10 protein-coding genes and 1 pseudogene are annotated in these 16,449 nt (G+C 69.6%); 4 read left to right on the top strand and 7 right to left on the bottom strand.

Going from position 1 to position 16,449, the window contains the following annotated elements:
- Nucleotides 1-176 precede the first annotated feature (176 nt).
- The 3 genes from V1J52_RS22040 to V1J52_RS22030 are packed head-to-tail and all read left to right on the top strand — an operon-like array spanning nt 177 to nt 8,167.
- Nucleotides 177-7,787, top strand: coding sequence for an SDR family NAD(P)-dependent oxidoreductase (locus V1J52_RS22040; protein WP_330141686.1), 7,611 nt, complete (start codon nt 177-179; stop codon nt 7,785-7,787).
- Between the two features lie 45 nt (nt 7,788-7,832).
- Nucleotides 7,833-7,961, top strand: coding sequence for a hypothetical protein (locus V1J52_RS22035; protein ID WP_330141685.1), 129 nt, complete (start codon nt 7,833-7,835; stop codon nt 7,959-7,961).
- A gap of 38 nt (nt 7,962-7,999) precedes the next feature.
- The gene (locus V1J52_RS22030) at nt 8,000-8,167 is read left to right on the top strand and encodes a hypothetical protein (protein WP_330141684.1); all 168 of its coding nucleotides are present in this window, start codon (nt 8,000-8,002) and stop codon (nt 8,165-8,167) included.
- A gap of 337 nt (nt 8,168-8,504) precedes the next feature.
- Here the strand turns inward: V1J52_RS22030 and V1J52_RS22025 are convergent, their stop codons facing one another.
- Entirely contained in the window at nt 8,505-8,858 is a 354-nt protein-coding gene (locus V1J52_RS22025) for a hypothetical protein (RefSeq protein ID WP_330141683.1), read from the bottom strand.
- A 467-nt stretch (nt 8,859-9,325) separates the two neighbouring features.
- Between V1J52_RS22025 and V1J52_RS22020 the strand changes: the two genes are divergently transcribed.
- Nucleotides 9,326-10,143 (top strand): IS5 family transposase gene (locus tag V1J52_RS22020; protein WP_330141713.1). Its coding sequence is split into 2 segments (ribosomal slippage): nt 9,326-9,926 and nt 9,926-10,143, totalling 819 coding nucleotides; the frame shifts between segments, so codons are not numbered across the junction.
- An 867-nt stretch (nt 10,144-11,010) separates the two neighbouring features.
- Here V1J52_RS22020 and V1J52_RS22015 read toward each other — a convergent pair.
- The 6 genes and pseudogenes from V1J52_RS22015 to V1J52_RS21990 all read right to left on the bottom strand — a co-directional run bounded on the left by V1J52_RS22015 (nt 11,011) and on the right by V1J52_RS21990 (nt 16,441).
- Nucleotides 11,011-11,247: a hypothetical protein gene (locus V1J52_RS22015; RefSeq protein WP_330141682.1), complete on the bottom strand. Its 237-nt coding sequence runs from the start codon at nt 11,245-11,247 to the stop codon at nt 11,011-11,013.
- Nucleotides 11,248-11,299: 52 nt separating this feature from the next.
- The gene (ilvB, locus tag V1J52_RS22010) at nt 11,300-13,042 is read right to left on the bottom strand and encodes a biosynthetic-type acetolactate synthase large subunit (protein ID WP_330141681.1); all 1,743 of its coding nucleotides are present in this window, start codon (nt 13,040-13,042) and stop codon (nt 11,300-11,302) included.
- A gap of 140 nt (nt 13,043-13,182) precedes the next feature.
- A complete protein-coding gene (locus V1J52_RS22005; protein WP_330141680.1) occupies nt 13,183-13,590 on the bottom strand; it encodes a hypothetical protein in 408 nt (135 codons plus the stop codon).
- 260 nt (nt 13,591-13,850) lie between these two features.
- Nucleotides 13,851-14,280 (bottom strand): annotated as a pseudogene (locus V1J52_RS22000) (transposase family protein); the annotation flags it as partial.
- 314 nt (nt 14,281-14,594) lie between these two features.
- Nucleotides 14,595-15,944 (bottom strand): acetyl-CoA carboxylase biotin carboxylase subunit, encoded by a 1,350-nt coding sequence (locus V1J52_RS21995; protein WP_330141679.1) that lies wholly within the window; start codon nt 15,942-15,944, stop codon nt 14,595-14,597.
- Nucleotides 15,944-16,441, bottom strand: coding sequence for an acetyl-CoA carboxylase biotin carboxyl carrier protein (locus tag V1J52_RS21990; RefSeq protein WP_330141678.1), 498 nt, complete (start codon nt 16,439-16,441; stop codon nt 15,944-15,946). The genes V1J52_RS21995 and V1J52_RS21990 overlap by 1 nt, the downstream gene beginning before the upstream one ends.
- Nucleotides 16,442-16,449: the final 8 nt, after the last annotated feature.

Here is a 16,449-nt window from a genome sequence, read left to right as displayed (position 1 = left end):
GCTCCGCGAGCACTGCCCGATTACGTGCCACTGCTGGTCAGTGCCTGTGGGGAGCGGCTGAGTGGAACCGGACCGCGGACGGCTCGGCGGTATGCCGTAGGCGGCCTGCGTGACAGCATCCGCGTTGTCGTTGACCACCTGCTGTGTTCCGGCAGCCGCACCGTGGGGGACTCATCGTGAATGCTCGCACCAGCCCGGGAGGAGCGCGGCAGATCGCCATCGTCGGTGCCGCCTGCCGCCTGCCCGGAGGCATCGTCGACCTTGACGGCCTGTGGCGGGTTCTGGAAGAGGAGCGGGACCTGATCGGTGAGGCGCCGCCGGAGCGGTTCGACCGGGATCGCTTCGTCGACCTTGACATGCCGCGTCCTGGCAAGAGCTACACGGCGGCGGGCGGGTTCCTGGAGGACGTGGCTTCCTTCGACGCCGACTACTTCGGCATCACGCCGAAGGAGGCCGCGCGGATGGACCCGCAGCACCGGATGCTTCTGGAGCTGGCGGTGGAGGCTTTGGACGACGCCGCCCTGCCGTCCCGGTCGCTGGCGGGTTCGGACACCGCGGTGTACGTCGGCGTCTCGGACGCCTCGTACGCCGCGTTGCAGATGATGCAGCAGCGGTCCGTCAACGCCTACACCATGGTCGGCGGCGCCTCCAGTCTGGCGGCCAACCGCATCTCCCACTTCCTGGACCTGCGCGGGCCCAGCATGGCGATCGACACGGCCTGTTCCTCGTCCTTGGTGGCCCTGGACAGGGCCTGCCGCACCCTGCACGAAGCCACCAGCCGGATGGTTCTCGCCGCCGGCGTCAACGTGCTGCTCAGCCCTTACCACTACGTGGGCTTCTCCCAGGCGTCCATGCTGTCCCGGCAGGGCAGGTGCGCGGCGTTCTCGGCGAACGCGGACGGATTCGTGCGGGCCGAGGGCGGCGGTCTCGTCGTGCTCAAACGGCTGGAGGACGCCCTGGCCGACGGGGACCGCGTCCACGCGGTCATCGTGGGCAGCGGCTCCAACAGCGACGGGCGCACCCCGGGAGTGTCCCTGCCCAACCCCGACGCGCAGGAGGAGCTGCTGCGCGGAGTCTATGCGCAGGCCGGGGCGGACCCGCAGGACCTGGTGTACCTGGAGGCCCACGGCACGGGCACGCTGGTGGGGGACCCGGCCGAGTGCCGCGCGATCGGTTGGGCTCTTGGAGCGCGCCGCAGTACGGTGCTGCCGATCGGCTCGGTGAAGTCGAACCTGGGCCATCTGGAGCCGGCCTCCGGGGTGGCGGGGTTGTTCAAGGCGCTGCTGGTGCTGCGGCACGGGTCGGTCCCGGCCACACTGCACACCCGACCGGCCAACCCCGACATCGACTTCACCGCGCTCAACCTGGCCCCGGTCGCCCGGGCCACTGTCCTGGAGCCGACCGAACGGCCCCTGGTGGGCGTGAACTCCTTCGGTTTCGGCGGCGCCAACGCGCACGTCATCCTCGCAGCCCCTCCAGCGGCTGCACCCGTCGAGCGCCCCCTGGGCGGCGGCGAGGGGGTGACGCTGCGGCCGGTCACCGTCTCGGCGCACTCACGGCCCGCTCTGGCCGAGGCTGCAGCCCGCATGAGCGAGCACCTGGAAAAGGCTGACGTCGCAGGCTTTTACGACCTGGCGTACACGGCGAGCATGCGCCGTGACCTGCGTGGTCAGCGGGCGGTCGTCCTCGCCCAGGATCCGCAGGAGGCAGCTCGACGCCTGGCACGGCTTTTCGCTGGGGAGGAAGTCGAAAAGAGCCCGGGGGAAGCCGAGGAGAAGCAGTCCGCACAGTCATCGCCCAGCGCGGTGCGGGCCGACACCGGCGTCTTCGGCCGAGCGGTCGAGCGCGGGCGGGTGGCGTTCGTCTTCTCCGGCAACGGCTCGCAGTGGACGGGTATGGCAGCCGACCTTCTCACGCACGACGGCGCCTTTCGCGACGCCGTACGTGAGGCGGATGCCGCGCTACGCCCGCTCCTGGGCTGGTCGGTAGCGGACCGGCTCACCACCGTCACCGCCGGGGAGATGGCGGCCACCGAGATCGCCCAGCCCCTGCTGTTCGTGGTGCAGGTGGGTGTGACCGCCATACTGCGCCGGTACGGCGTCACCCCCGCGGCAGTCCTCGGGCACAGCGTGGGCGAGGTCGCCGCCGCACACGCCACCGGGGCCCTGAGCCTGGAGCAGGCGGCCCTGGTGATCGCGGAACGCAGCCTCGCCCAGGCACGAACGGCCGGCAGCGGCCGGATGGCGGCCCTCGCCGTCTCCCCCGAGCGGGCCACCGAACTCCTCGCCGGCTATCCCGGAGTGGAGCTGGCCGCCGTCAACACGGCCCAGGACGTCACGGTGGCCGGACCTACGGACCACGTATTGCGGCTGGCCGCGGACATCGCCGCGCAGAACATCGCCTGCACGGTGCTGGAGTTGGACTACGCCTTCCACAGCGCCGCCATAGAACCGCTCCAGCAGCCCCTGCGCGCAGCCCTGGAGGGGCTGACACCCTCACCGACGCAGATCCCTTTGTACTCCACCGTGACCGGCAGGCGGGCCGACGGTCCGGAACTCGACGCCGCCTACTGGTGGCACAACGTACGCGCCCCCGTGGCCTTCGCTTCCGCGGCCGAGGCGGTCCTCGCGGACGGCGCGGACGTCCTGGTGGAGATCGGCCCGCATCCCGTCCTGCGCTCCTACCTCCGGCGCACGGCCGCCCAAGCGCGGGCCGAGGTGGCGGTGGTGCCCACCCTGCGCCGCCAAGTCTGCAGCACAGCGGCCCTGCGCCGTACGGTGGAAGCGGTGATGGCGGCAGGCGCCGACCTCGACTGGAGTGTGTACTTCCCCCGGCCCGGCCGGGTGGCGGACCTGCCCGCGTACCCGTGGCAGCGCAAACGCCACTGGCAGGGCGCTGGGCGGGACTGGGTGCGTACCAGCGGCAGCGGCGCCATCGACCATCCGCTCCTGGGCGAGCGGATGCCCGGCCCGCATCCCGCGTGGGACGGGGCGGTGGAACCGACGCTGGTCCCCTGGCTGGTCGACCACAAGGTCACCGGATCGGTCGTCATGCCCGCCGCCGGGTACGTCGAGATGGCCCTGGCCGCCGGGCGCATCGCGCTCGACGCGCCGGTTGAGGTGGACCACCTCCAGATCGCCGCTCCGCTGGCGGTGCCGTGGGCGGACGCCGGCGGTGTCCGCACGCAGGTGGCGTTCAACGCCGACGACGGGCGGCTGACCATCACCAGCACCGACCAGCACAGCCGTGAGCCTCGTCCGCACGTGAGGGCCCGGGTGCGGGCGCGGCTGGGTACCGCCCCAGACCCTACGGACGTGGCCCGGCTCGGGGAGCGCTGCCCCCGGCGGATCTCCGCCGCCGACCACTACGCCTGGCTGGACCAGGTGGGTCTGGGGTACGGGCCGGCGTTCCAGGTCCTGACCGAGTTGCGCGTGGGCAAGGGCGAAGTACTGGCCCACTACGACCACCGATCGTCCGACGAGCGGTTCACCGTGCACCCGGCGCTGCTGGACGGTGCCCTCCAGGCCGGAGTGCCGTTCCTGTTGGACAAGCTGCTGGACGGAAAGACCGGTTACCTGCCGTCGGGCATCGCCAGGGTGCGGATCTGGCGCACCCCCTCTCCCCGTGGGCTCATCCATGTGCGCGAACGTTCCTACACGGGCGCGGAGGCGTGCTGGGACATCACCGTTGTCGACGAGGACGGCACCGTCAGCGTCGAGCTGGAAGGCTGCCGCCAACGCCGCTTCACCCATCCCGACCATGTGCCCGTCCTGTACCAGCACACCGAGATGCGTGCCACTCCCCTGCCGCGCACGTCGGCCCCGGCCAGTCCGCTCCCGTCGGCGACGCGTATCTCTGCGAAGTGCGCGGAACGGATCGCCGAACGGCGCCATGCTGATGCCCCGTTGCAGCTTGAGGCCGGGTTCGCCCTGCTCAGGGAGCAATACGTGCACTCTGTCGCCGCGGAGGCCGCCGAGTTCCTGTCAGACCCCGCGCAGCCCTTCACTGTTGCGGACCTGGTCCTTGGAGGGCTGCAACCGGAGTTCGCCGCGCGGTTCGAGCACGCGATGTCGATGGAGGAGTGGCACGGCATCGCCGAGCCGGCCGGTGCCGGCGCGTGGTGGCTGAACGCTGCCCACCGGGCGCGGGCCCTCTACGGCGAGGCGATGCGCCACAGCCCCGGTCTCAGCAATCTGTTCATGCTCCGAGTACGCAACCAGCGGCACGCCTCCGCGGTCCTGCGCGGAGCGGCCGACGCCCTGGAGCTGCTGACCTCGGACGGCGTCCTGCCCGCGTTGGAACAGTTCTACGACGTCGCGCTGATGACGCGTTTCTACAACCGGAGCGCGCAGGTGTTCGTACGGGAGATGGTGCGGCGCTGGCCAGCCGACCGGCCTCTGCGCGTGCTGGAGGTCGGGGCCGGGACCGGCGGCATGACCAGTGCTCTGCTGCCCTTGCTGCCGGCCGACCGGACCACCTACCTCTATACCGACCTCTCGCCCTACTTCATGCCTCGCGCTCGACAGCGTTTCAGCCACTACGACTTCGTCCGGTACGGCACCTTCGACCTGGACGCCGATCCGGCCGGGCAGGAGTTGACCGAGGGCAGTTTCGACCTTGTCGTCGCGGCCAACGCCCTGCACACCAGCAAGGACCTCGCCGCCGCAGTGCGCCGGGTCGCCGTGCTGCTGGCACCCGGTGGGCACCTCCTGGCCTTCGAGGTTCATTCCACCGATGCCCTGGCGCCCTTCTTCGGTCTGCTCGACAGTTTCTGGGATCACCACACCGACCGCTCGCTGCGCCCGGTCTCCCCGCTGTTGCCCAGTGCGGCCTGGCCGCACCTCCTCAGGCGATGCGGGTTCGCCGAGGTCGCGCAGGAGCGCCAGGAGGGCGGACCCCTCGGCGAGGGCTCGTCCGTACTGCTGGCCACCGTTCCCATCGGGTCCCGTCCCCGCACCGCCGTGGCCCCGGACCACGACGGGCAGACACCGTGCACCGTGGTCCTGGCCTGCGAGGCACCCGGCGAAGACCTCCTGGCCATCGCGGTGGAAGCGACCCTGACCGGCACCGGGAAGTACGCCGTCCGGCGCGTTCGGGCCAGTGCGGACGCCGCGGACTGGGACCCCGGGCTCATCACCGCGGACACGGAGGTCCACCTGGTCCTGTTTCTAGCGGACACCTCCTGCGACAATCCGCCGGAGCTGCCGGCCCGCGCCGCCCGGCGGGCCGCGATCCTGCGCGCCATGGCACACGCGGGCCGACGGACGGCTCCGGCTTCCCCTGGCTGGGTGTGGCTCGTCACCCGGCCCAGCGGTGCGCTGCCCGCGCCCGAACAGCCCACCGCGCCGGCCGACGCGACCGCGTGGGGCATCGCGCGCACACTGGCCAACGAATGCCCCGATCTCCGGGTGCGCCGCGTCAGCCTGGAGCGGTCCGCGGACCGCTGCATCGACGCGCGGCGGCTCGCCGACGAGTTGCGCGCACGCACCGAAGAAACCGAAGTAGCCCTCGTCCGAGGTGGCCGGTTCGTTCCCCGCGCGCTGCCGCTGCCCGCCACCACCCGCCGGACCCCGCACGGCTACTCCCTCGGCGTGCGCAGTCCCGGACTGTCCTACAGCCTCGCGTGGAAGGAGACGGAGCCCGCCGTCCCCGGCCCGGAAGAGGTCACCGTGGCCGTGCGCGCCGCCGCGCTGAACTACCGCGACATCATGATCACGACCGGGCTACTGCCCCCCGAGGTGCACGAACGCATGCCGTGCAGCGTGCCCGGCCTCGAATGCGCGGGTGTGGTGAGCGCGGTAGGAGACGGGGTGATCGGGCTGCGGGTGGGAGACAGGGTCTACGGGATGGCTCCCGGTGCCCTCGCCTCGCACGCCACCGCTCCGGCACCGGCCTTCCACCGGATGCCGGACGGCATGACCTTCGAGGCCGCGGCCACGCTTCCCGTCGCCTTCTCCACCGTCCACTACAGCCTGGAGCACCTGGCACGGCTGCGCAGGGGAGAAACCGTGCTGGTCCACGGGGGTGCGGGCGGTATCGGACTGGCCGTCCTGCAGTTCGCCGCTCTGCATGGGGCCCACGTCATCGCCACCGCAGGCAGCGAAACTAAGCGCGACCTGCTGCGCAAATTCGGAGTCCAGCACGTCGTGGACTCGCGCAGCCTCGACTTCGCCCCCGACATCATGCGTCTCACCCGGGGTCGCGGTGTCGACGTCGTGGTCAACTCCCTCGCCGGTGAGGCCATCAACCGCAGCCTGGAACTGCTGCGTCCCGGCGGCCGGTTCATCGAGCTCGGCAAACGCGACATCATGGACAACAACCCACTGTCCTTGCGGCCCTTCTACGACAACCTCGCCTTCTTCGGCGTCGACCTCACCGCCCTGGCGCAGCAGCGCGACGTGGCACTCACGTTGGCGGAAGAGGTCCACCTGCGCGTACAGGCCGGCGACTACCGGCCCCTGCTGCACTGTGTCTATCCGGCCGCCCGGGTGGCGGAGGCGTTCGAGTTGATGCAGCATTCCCACCATGTCGGCAAGGTCGTCGTCGCCTTCGACCCCATGGACGCACCTCCCTTGGTGGAACCCGCACCGCGGCAGGTGCGACTGGACCCGGACGGCACCTACCTGGTCACCGGCGGCCTCAGCGGATTCGGCGCGGCCACCGCACGCTGGCTGGCCGACCGCGGCGCCCGCCACCTCGCCCTGGTCAGCCGACGCGGCCACCACGCGCCCGAAGCCCCCGCACTGCTGGACGAACTGACCCGGCGCGGCGTGCACGCACACGCCCACGCCGGAGACGTCACCGACGAAGACCGCATCCGTGTTCTGCTCGATGACATCGACGCGGGCGCGCACCCGCTGCGCGGCGTGGTGCACTGCGCCATGCACCTGGACGACGCCCCGCTGGACGAACTGACCACCGAGCGTTTCACCGCGGTGATCGCCCCCAAGGCGCGAGGGGCAGCGGTACTGGACCGGCTCACCCGCGAGCGGGACCTCGACCTGTTCCTCATGGTCTCCTCGGCGTCCGCGGACTTCGGCAACATCCAGCAGGCCCCGTACGCGGCCGGCAACCTCTTCCTCGAGGCACAGGTCCGTCAGCGGCGCCGCGCCGGGCTACCCGCTCAGGCCATCCGCTGGGGAGCACTGGACGAGACCGGCTACGTCGTCAACAACAACCTCGCCGCCCGGCTCTCCGCCGTGGGAATGGAGCCGCTCGGCCTGGAAGACGCCTTCAGCGCCGTCGACCACGTCCTCACCCGGCGCATCCCCGTCTCCGGTGTCGCCCGCTGGAACTGGAACCGATTCCGCGGAGTACTGAGCGCGGCCGACGAGGCCCGCTTCAGCCTTCTTATCCCGCCGGCCGAGGAGATCGACGGCCGGACACAGGAAGCGTTCATGGCCTCTCTGGCCGCCCTGCCGCCCGAGGAGGCACGGGCCGCGCTGCAGAAGGCCATCACGCAGATCCTCGCCAAGACCACGCAGACAGATCCGGACGAGCTTGACCCGCACAGGCGGCTCGCCGACCTCGGTATCGACTCCCTCATGGCCACCGAACTCCTGGTGTCGGTACGCCAGCAGTTCGATGTCGACATCCCCCCGATGGAACTGCTGCGCGGCGGCTCCACGATCCACGACCTCAGCGCCCTGCTACTGCTGCGTCTGGGGCTCGCCGCCCCAGCCAGACCCCGCCCCGCAGAAGACACCGACGGCCCCCGGCTTCCCTCGCAGCCGGTCCCGGCCAAGCCCCCGTCGACAATCGCATCTCCCGGCGCTCCGGCGGTGTAGCACCGAAGTTGACTGACCGCCACACACCGGACGCTGCGGACGGCCGTGCCCCGAACGCCCGGCCTCCTGGAGACGGCCGACGACGGGCTGTACGAGGGCGGAAACTGCACCTGCTGGTCCGTCAAACGGTTCGGGCCGCCCTGCGCGCCGGAGAGCTACTGGGACAGCCTCTGACCGCTCCCCCGCCTCCGTGAGACCCCGGGCCCGCCCTGATGGCCTGGGGGCTCGTACTCGACATCACCGGCTGGACAGCGGACGAGAACCCGACCGGTGTCACGCTGATGACCGAGCTCGGGCAGTTCGGCGCCGGCGGCCGGGCGATACACGACCCGCGCCCCGGCGAGCGGAACCGCTGGGACTGGTCCGGCGGCACCCCCTGAGCCGTGGTGCGCTACATGCAGCTGTGACCGGCCACGAGGTCGAAGCCGCCCGCACGCCCGCCGGGGTTGGAAGCGCGACCAGCTCGCCGCCTGGGGTGTTCCGTCGCCGCAATGACGGGTGGGCACAGGGACTACCGAACACGGGTGAGAGAGCCGCGCTGGCGCCGCCCGCCAGGCCGGGCGTGCGCTGCTACCCGGCGGCCAGGGTGGCGAGGGAGGTGGCGGTGGAGCAGGCCAGTGTGTGAGGGCCGCATGGCCCGGTGAGGATCGCGCCGGTACCGGGGCGCGGTACCGGCGCGACGCCTTTGGGTACAGATGCGGCCGCTGTTCAAGGTTCTCAGACGGGTGTGATCAGTAGTTCCAGGATGCCGTTGTTCAGGTTTTGCAGCCCTTGTTCGCTCATGCACTCGGTGAGTGCGTCCACTCCCGAGTAGGTGACCGTCCGCCGCATCCAGTTCCCCTCGAACCGACCTGCTGTCACCTCTCCCTCCCGGACGATCTGAAGCGTGGAGTTGACTTGGGCAAAGAAGACTGTGCCATCCACGACGGAGGTTTCGGCGCTGTCTTCCCAGCGCAAAGTCGTCCTAGCTGGCGCCGGCGAGAACAGGTCGGCGCAAGAGCGCGTGGTTGTCTGGATGGTGGTCTCGCTCTCGGCCTGTGCGAGTCCGATACAGGGCAGGTAGGTGTACACGGTGGTCGCCTTGACCGGCCGTGCGGTGTAGGTGATGCCTGGGGCGTACTCGGTGTCGGCTGTTCCGTTGCACGACACTAGTAGTGGAAGTGGTTCGGCCTGAGCAGACGTGGCAGTCGCGGTGGCGAGAGGTGCCAGAACCGCCAGAACGGCAGATATTAAGGCAGCACGACGACGCATGATCCGGTCTCCTCGATCTCATGATCAGCCATTCGGGTGCTTGAGTCCGCTCATAGTCCTGCGTGGGCTTAGAGAGATGCCATAGCTTCAAGGGGTCAGGGCACACTACCTGTCTGGGCCATGCCGTTGCGATGCGGAGAAGAGCACGGATGGCGCTCAGCCGTCGTGATTGTCCGACTCGTGGGCGGGCCCGGGTAGTCCGAGAGACCTGGGCAAGCTCTGTCGAACTGCGGCCAGCCCCATCTTAAGACCGTGTCCTATGTGGTGAGGCGGTTGTTGGGTTGTTCATGGGGCGGGGTACGTGGAGTTGGATTGTTCCGGACGGGCTGTGGGAGATCGCGGAGCCGTTGATCCCGCCGTCGAAGGTACGGCCGCAGGGCGGTGGGACGCAGGACACGTCTGATGAGACGCTGTTCGCGGCGATCATCTACGTCCTGGTCAGCGGGTGCGCTTGGCGGGCTTTGCCGCCGTGCTTCGGGATATCGAAGTCGACGGCCCACCGCAGGTTCCTGATCTGGTCAAGAGCCGGCGTCTGGGGCCGTCTCCACGAGGAAATCCTGCACCGCCTGGACGACGCCGGCCTCCTCGACCTGTCCCGGGCCGTGCTCGACTCCGCCCACGTCAGGGCTAAAAAAAGGGGCGAACTCACAGGTCCGAGCCCCGTGGACCGGGGCAAGCCGGGTTCCAAGATGCACATCCTGTCGGACGCGAACGGACTGCCCCTCCTCGTGGGCGTCTCCGCGGCGAACACCCACGACAGCCTCGCGCTGAAGCCCATGGTCGCCGGTCACCAAACAAGACACGATCCCCACCGCGGCCGCTACCTCAAACCCCAGCGCCTGCACGCGGACAAAGCCTACGACGTCCCCCACCTGCCCCAATGGTTGTGGGCAAGCACATCGGCGTCCGCATCGCCCGCAAAGGCATCGACTCCAGCGAACGGTTAGGACGCCGCAGGTGGGTCATCGAGCGGACCATGTCCTGGCTGACCGGCTACCGCCGCCTCAACCACCGCTACGAACGCCACCCCCGCAACTACCTGGCCTTCCTCGGCCTCGCCGCAGCACTCTGCTGCTACAAACGACTCCTCCGCCTCACCACATAGGACACGGTCTTACTCGTGTGGCATGAGGAAGGCGACCTGCCGTGAAGGCCGACGCCGGACAGGCGGATCTGCCCCGACGTCCCTCTCCCATCGCCTGCCCGCAGCCCGCGGGCCCGCAGCGCCGCCGGGCGGGCCACCGATGCCGAACCGGCCCCCGAATCCAACGACCGCCGCTGCGCGCGGGGCGGCGGTCGCTGGGTTCGGGCCGGACGGCTCTGCGCATGCACGGGCTGAACGCCCCGTACACCGACCGCGCCGTGCTCGCGCGGCAGTTCCCGGGAGACAGCAACGCCGCGCCCTGGCCGTCTCCTTTGGCGGCTGAGGTGCGGAGGGCGGAACGTCTGCCTGACCGGCACCGGGGCGGCTGAGCGGGCCCGTTGTCGTCAATAGGGACAGAGCCCTCACCGGCACCGTCCATCGCGGCACGGCACCACTGCAGTTCGGTGTCGTGAAGGACCAGGAGGTGACGGTTCGGGACAGCGACAAGCGACAGTGGCGGCCATGGCAGACAGCAGCCCGTCCGCCAGCGCGGCGCGGCCCTCCTCCCCGGGCGGCTCGGCGCGATCGTGTCCGCTCGCACGGTCCTACTGCCGCAGACGGTGCCATGCGTCCGCGCCCACACGTCCTGCATCCCCATGAGCCCCTGCCCTCCGCACCGCTGCCCGCATCGACGTCCCGATTCTGCTGCTCCGGGAGCACCAGGGAAGGGGACTTCGGGGAAGGCCAGCCGACTGAGGCCGGCATACGGCACGGGCCTGGGCCCGGCCCCTCCGAGGGACCGGGCCCGGATCGTACGGGTAGCGGAAGCCCGCGACGGGACTTCGCGGCCCCACGCGCTGACGGTCCAGACTGCCGGCCTGCGTGTGGTCAGGTGCCGGACAGCCCGCGGGCGACCTGTTCCAATCCCCTCTTGGTGGCGTTCAACTGGTCACCGACGACGCTCAGCCGCCTTTGCAGGTGGTCGAGGCGTGCGGCGACCGCCAGTGTCGCGAAAGCCTGCGCCAGCTCGGCCGCGCCGGGCTGCCCCAGTCCCGCCTTCCCGGCCCAGTCCATCGCCAAGCGCTCGAACTGCGCAGCACGTTCGGCCGATGCGTTCCCAGCCATCCATGAACCCTTCCGCGGTCAAAGCATCACCGTCGGGCCGGGTGGTCCGGTCTCAGTCGATGCCGTCGAAGTCAGGAAGAAGATCCGGTACCGGTGCCTGCGGTGGTGCCAGGGGATACGCCCTGGCCGATTTGGACACGAGAAACTCGACAACCACCGGGCGGTCGCGTACCGCGGAGGCCTGCGTCACGATCCGGTCCACCTCGCCCGGGTCCGCACACGTGAACGTGGCGCAGCCGTAGGCCCGCGCCAGCGCACCGATGTCCGGGCTTTCGGTCGCCTCGTGGTCGGACAGGTCCGTCTCCTTGTCGTCACGCGAGTACCACAGGTCCTGCCACTGGCGCACCATGCCCAGCATGGCGTTGTTGATGACCGCGACCTTGATGGGAAGCCGGGCCTGGACGCAGGTGGCGAGCTCCTGGCACATCATCTGGAAGCTCCCGTCCCCGTCGATGGCCCATACCTCCGCGTCGGGGTGAGCCGCCTGCACACCCATGGCGGCGGGGACCGCGTACCCCATGGTTCCGGCGCCGCACGTGGTGATCAAGGTGCGTGGGCGTTCGTAGCGGATGTGCTTGGCCGCCCACACCTGGTGCTGGCCCACGCCCGCCGTGTACAGGGTGTTCGGGCCGGCGGTGAGGGATCCGAGGCGTTCCACGGCGTACCGGGGGTCGAGGGCCCCGTCGACCTCCTCGCCGTGGCCCGGTTCATGCCGGCTGCGCCAGCCGTCCAGGGTGTCCCACCAGGACGAGAGGTCCGGGCTGCGGTGCCGGCCGCTTTCGAGGGCTTCGCGGACCTGGTCCCTCATCATGGTGAGGGCGGGGCGGCAGTGCGCGTTGACGGCGATGTCGGCGTGCCTTCTGTGGGAGATCTCTCCATCATCGATGTCGATGTGGACGACCCGGGCGTCGGGAGCGAAGGTGTCCAGCTTCCCAGTCACCCTGCTGTCGAAGCGGGCTCCGACGGCGAAGATCAGGTCCGCCTTCTGCAGGGCGGCGGTCGCCGCGATCGTTCCGTACATCCCGGGCATGCCGAAACCGAGCCGATGGCCGTCCGGGAACACACCGCGTGCCATGAGGGTGGTGACGACCGGCACGCCGATCTCCTCCGCCAGCTCCCGCATGGGCCCGGCGGCCTCGCCCCGTACCACTCCACCGCCCACGTACAGGACCGGTCGGCGGGCATCCAGCAGCGCTGTCACGGCCTGCTCGATCCGGGCGCGCTCGGGCGTCGGCGGGTCGGCTGCTTCCGGTCCGCCGCCGGGCGCCGGGGCCCTTCCGTTGAGCGCGTCCATGGTGATGGAAACCAGGACCGCCCCCGGGCGTCCGCTCATCGCCCTACGGGCGGCCTCGGTGACGGCCGGGAAGACGTCCGCCGCTCGGGTCACTTCCACGGAGTACTTGGTGACCGACGAGGCGACGGAGCAGATGTCGGCCTCCTGGAACGCCCCGGTGCCCAGTTGGTCACTCTCCACCTGCCCCGTGATCGCCAGGACTGGCACGGAATCCTTCTGCGCGTCCATCAGGGCGGTGACGAGGTTCGTGGCACCCGGCCCGGAGGTGGACAGACACACTCCGAGGCGGCCGGCGGCCTGGGCATAACCCGAGGCCGCGTGTCCCGCACCCTGCTCGTGCCTGGTCAGGATGTGGCGCACCTCTGGAAAATCTCCCAACGTGTGGTACAGCGGGAGTATGGCTCTGCCGGGTATGCCGAATACGACCCGCACACCTGCGTTCCTCAGGGCGTGCAAAGCGGCGGCAGCACCTGTCACGTCGCGCTCTTCATCGGTGGCCATGCTCCTGCCTTTCCAGTGACGGATGCCGTTGCCCCCTCGGGAGGGGCACGTGCTGGACGGTCCTCAGCACAGTGGGGAGATGCGGCGGCCGGACCGGAGCGCTGCCCCCGTGCCGATGCTCACGCGCTCGGCTCGGTGCGTCATTCGGGCAGGCTGTAGACGCTGTTGACGTGACCGTCGGGGGTGATCTCACCCTTGGCGCTCATGTTCTTGCCGTCCAGGTCCTTGAACACACCGCCCGTGCTCTGCGCCCTCATGGAACCGCGCAGACGGTAGGAACCGTCGTCATCGCGCTCGCCCGACGAGGAACCGGTCAACGCGATGGTGTCGAAACTCCCCTCCGCTGTGGCGATGATCCGGCAGGTGGTCATCGCGGTACCGTCCTGGAGGCGCCGCATCAGGTGGTTGGCGATGACCTGCACGGCATGGCCGTTGATGTTCCCGGCCCCTGACGCCAGGACCTCGAGTTCTACGAGGCTCCCCTCCATGGAGATGATTCGAGTCGCGTCAATATTTTCAGCAAACTCACAGATCACCTTGTTGGACACTTGATCGCTTCCCTCCTGGGTGGGGCTGTAAGGGGAACAGTAGACTCGTGGACAAGGTGCGGCAAGGCGTGACCCGGCCAACTGCGTCGCGCACGCGAAGAATTCTTGATCAGACAGGAGAGCGTCGAGACGAGGCCACCTCCCGGACTCTTCGCCGGGAGGTGAGACTCCGATTGTCGAAATCCCCGGGAACAGGCGATCACCGCGCTGAACGCCGAGATCTTTTTCCTCTTGATCAGAAAGTCATTGAGGCTTTTCCATCACCGGCTTGAGCTGGCCAAATGCAGGGTGGGGACGGCCAGGGCGAGGCAGGTGATCCGGGTGGTCGAGCCCCGGAGCTTGCGAGGGAGCCGCCAGGACTTGAGGGTGGCCGCGGGGCCTGCTCTACGAGGGCGCGGGTCTTCGCGTGGGACCGGTTCACCGCCTGCTGGGCAGCGGACAGGGTCTCCCACCGCCCCCAGCACGGGGTACGGACTCCGTGCCGCCGGCGCCCCGATCGCCCTTGTCGGCCCGGCAGGTGGTGACAGCCTCGGTGAGGGCCTCGACGATGCCGTGTTCGTGAGCCGCGCGGATGTCGTGGACAGCGCCGGGCAGGGCCGGTGAGGCCCGCAGCAGCCGGCCGAAGGGATCGGCGAGGACCTGCACGTTCATCCCGTGCCCCTTGTGCTTTCCCCAGTGGTAACGAGGTCGTGCGCGGGAGGCAGGAAGGTGTCGAGCTTCCGATCGTCGATCATGGTCGTGTGGTGGGGGACGCGTCTTGTGCAGCGATCATCAGCGACCGGAGGATCACGGGTCTGTCGGCCAACGTGATCGCTGAACTCGTCGCGGAAGCGGACCCGTGTGGCACGAACGGCACCAGGCCAAGCTTGCGGCACGGCCGGGGAAGCGCGCTGTGGGCGCGGGCGCGAAGCACCGGCTGGTGTTCGTCGACCGGCACCTGGCCACGCTCGTGCACCCTTTCCACCTCCCGTTGACCTCTTGAGCCCGCCCAGCCGCAGGCGGCGTCAGCGGGTGGGAGGTATCGAGGGGAGCGCCGTGTCGAGGTTGTGCCGGTCCTCGCGAAATGGTGCACCGTCGACAACGGCTCGGAGAACCTCAATGTTGGTCGGAAGACCGGAGCAGGTGAACTCGCCTAGCGCCCTGGAGAGCCGGCGCCGGGCTGTCTCCCGGTCGCTCCCCCAGACGATGACCTTGGCGAGCAGGGAGTCGTAGCGAGGCGACACGCGCACCCCGGCAGTGACGTGGGTGTCGACGCGTATGCCGGGGCCAGCGGGAACGTGCCAGTGGGTGACGAGGCCGGCCGAAGGGCGCCACCCTTGATGCGGGTCTTCCGCCAGGATCCGTACCTGGATCGCGTGCCCCCGTGTTCTTCGGCCAGCGAGGAGCGGAGCGACGCAGGATCCGTCCGCCTCCTGGATCATAGTGGTGACGAGGTCGAGTCCGCATACCTCCTCGGTGACGGTGTGTTCGACCTGGAGCCGGGGGTTGGCCTCGATGAAGTACCACCGGCGGGCGGCGTCGACGAGGAACTCGAAGGTCGTGGCGCTTCGCAACCCGACCCGCCGGGCGGCACGCGATGTGTCGTCGCATAATCGGGAGCGCTCGGCCTCGGTGAGCCAGGCCGCCGGGGACTCCTCGATGATTTTTTGGTGACGCCGTTGCACGGTGCAGTCCCGTTCCGCGAGGCAATACACATGGCCGTGGACGTCGGCGACGATCTGGACTTCGATGTGCCGGGCGCCGGGGAGGTACTTCTCCAGGTAGACACGGTGGTCGTTGAAAAGCCGTCCGGCGGTGCTGCGGGCACTGTCCAGGGCTTCGACGAGTCGGTCGGGGGTATCGACGCAGGTGACACCCCGGCCGCCTCCTCCGATGGTGGCCTTGACCGCGACGGGGTAACCGAGCGCATCGGCGAGACGGTGTGCTTCCCGGGGTTGGAGGGCGGTGGCCGGGCTGCCGGGGAGGATGGGGACGCCAGCTTCGGCCAGCGCTTCGCGTGCGGCCGTCTTGTCGTTGAAGAGTTCCAGATGCGCCGGGTCGGGTCCGACGAACGTCACTCCGGCCTCGGAGACGGCGCGGGCGAACGCGGGATCTTCGGCGAGGAAGCCATACCCGGGGTGGACGGCTTGGGCCCCAGTTTTCGCGCACGCGTACAGGATGGCGGGCACGCAGGTGTAGCTGAGGTGAGGGGCTGCCGGGCCGAGGCAGAAGGTGTCGTCGGCGAGGCGGGCAGCCATGCCATCACGGTCGGCCTCGGAGCAGCCGACGATGCTGCGGACACCCAGGTCTCGACAGGCTCGTACTAAGCGCACCGCGATCTCGCCACGGTTGGGAATCAGAAGACTGTCGAACATCACTGCCCCTGTTCGCCGATGGAGCGGGCGGCACGGGAAGAAGGGGCCAGCATCATCAGGTGCTCCCCGTATTCGACGATCTGGTTGTCTTCGACGTGGATGTGAATGATGCGGCCGGGACGGTCGGTGGTGACGGGGGTAAAGGTCTTCATCGCTTCGATCAGGCCGACCTTCGTTCCGGCAGCGACCTCGTCGCCGGATTTTACGAACACCTCGTCTCCGGGGGCGGGCGCCCGGTAGAAGACACCGGCGCACGGCGCCTTGATCGCGGCATCGGCAGCCTCGGGCATTTTGAGCGCGGGCTGCGCCGGAATGGGGGTGGACGGGTCGGCCGCAAGGTTCTGGTGGATATCGAGCTCGATATCCAGCGCGCGGAGTCTGAGGTGGTCGATGGCGGTTCCGGTCACCACCTCGACAGCCTCCCGCATCAGCGAGGCGAGGGTATATTCGGGACCGACCTCGGTGTTGTTCCTGGTCGGTGCGTCGGACTCGTCCATCATTGCCG

The organism is Streptomyces solitudinis (genome assembly GCF_036323765.1).
GTDB lineage: Bacteria > Actinomycetota > Actinomycetes > Streptomycetales > Streptomycetaceae > Streptomyces.
The sequence above is the reverse complement of the archived record's forward strand: the minus strand, read 5'-3'. Positions and strand labels throughout refer to the sequence as shown.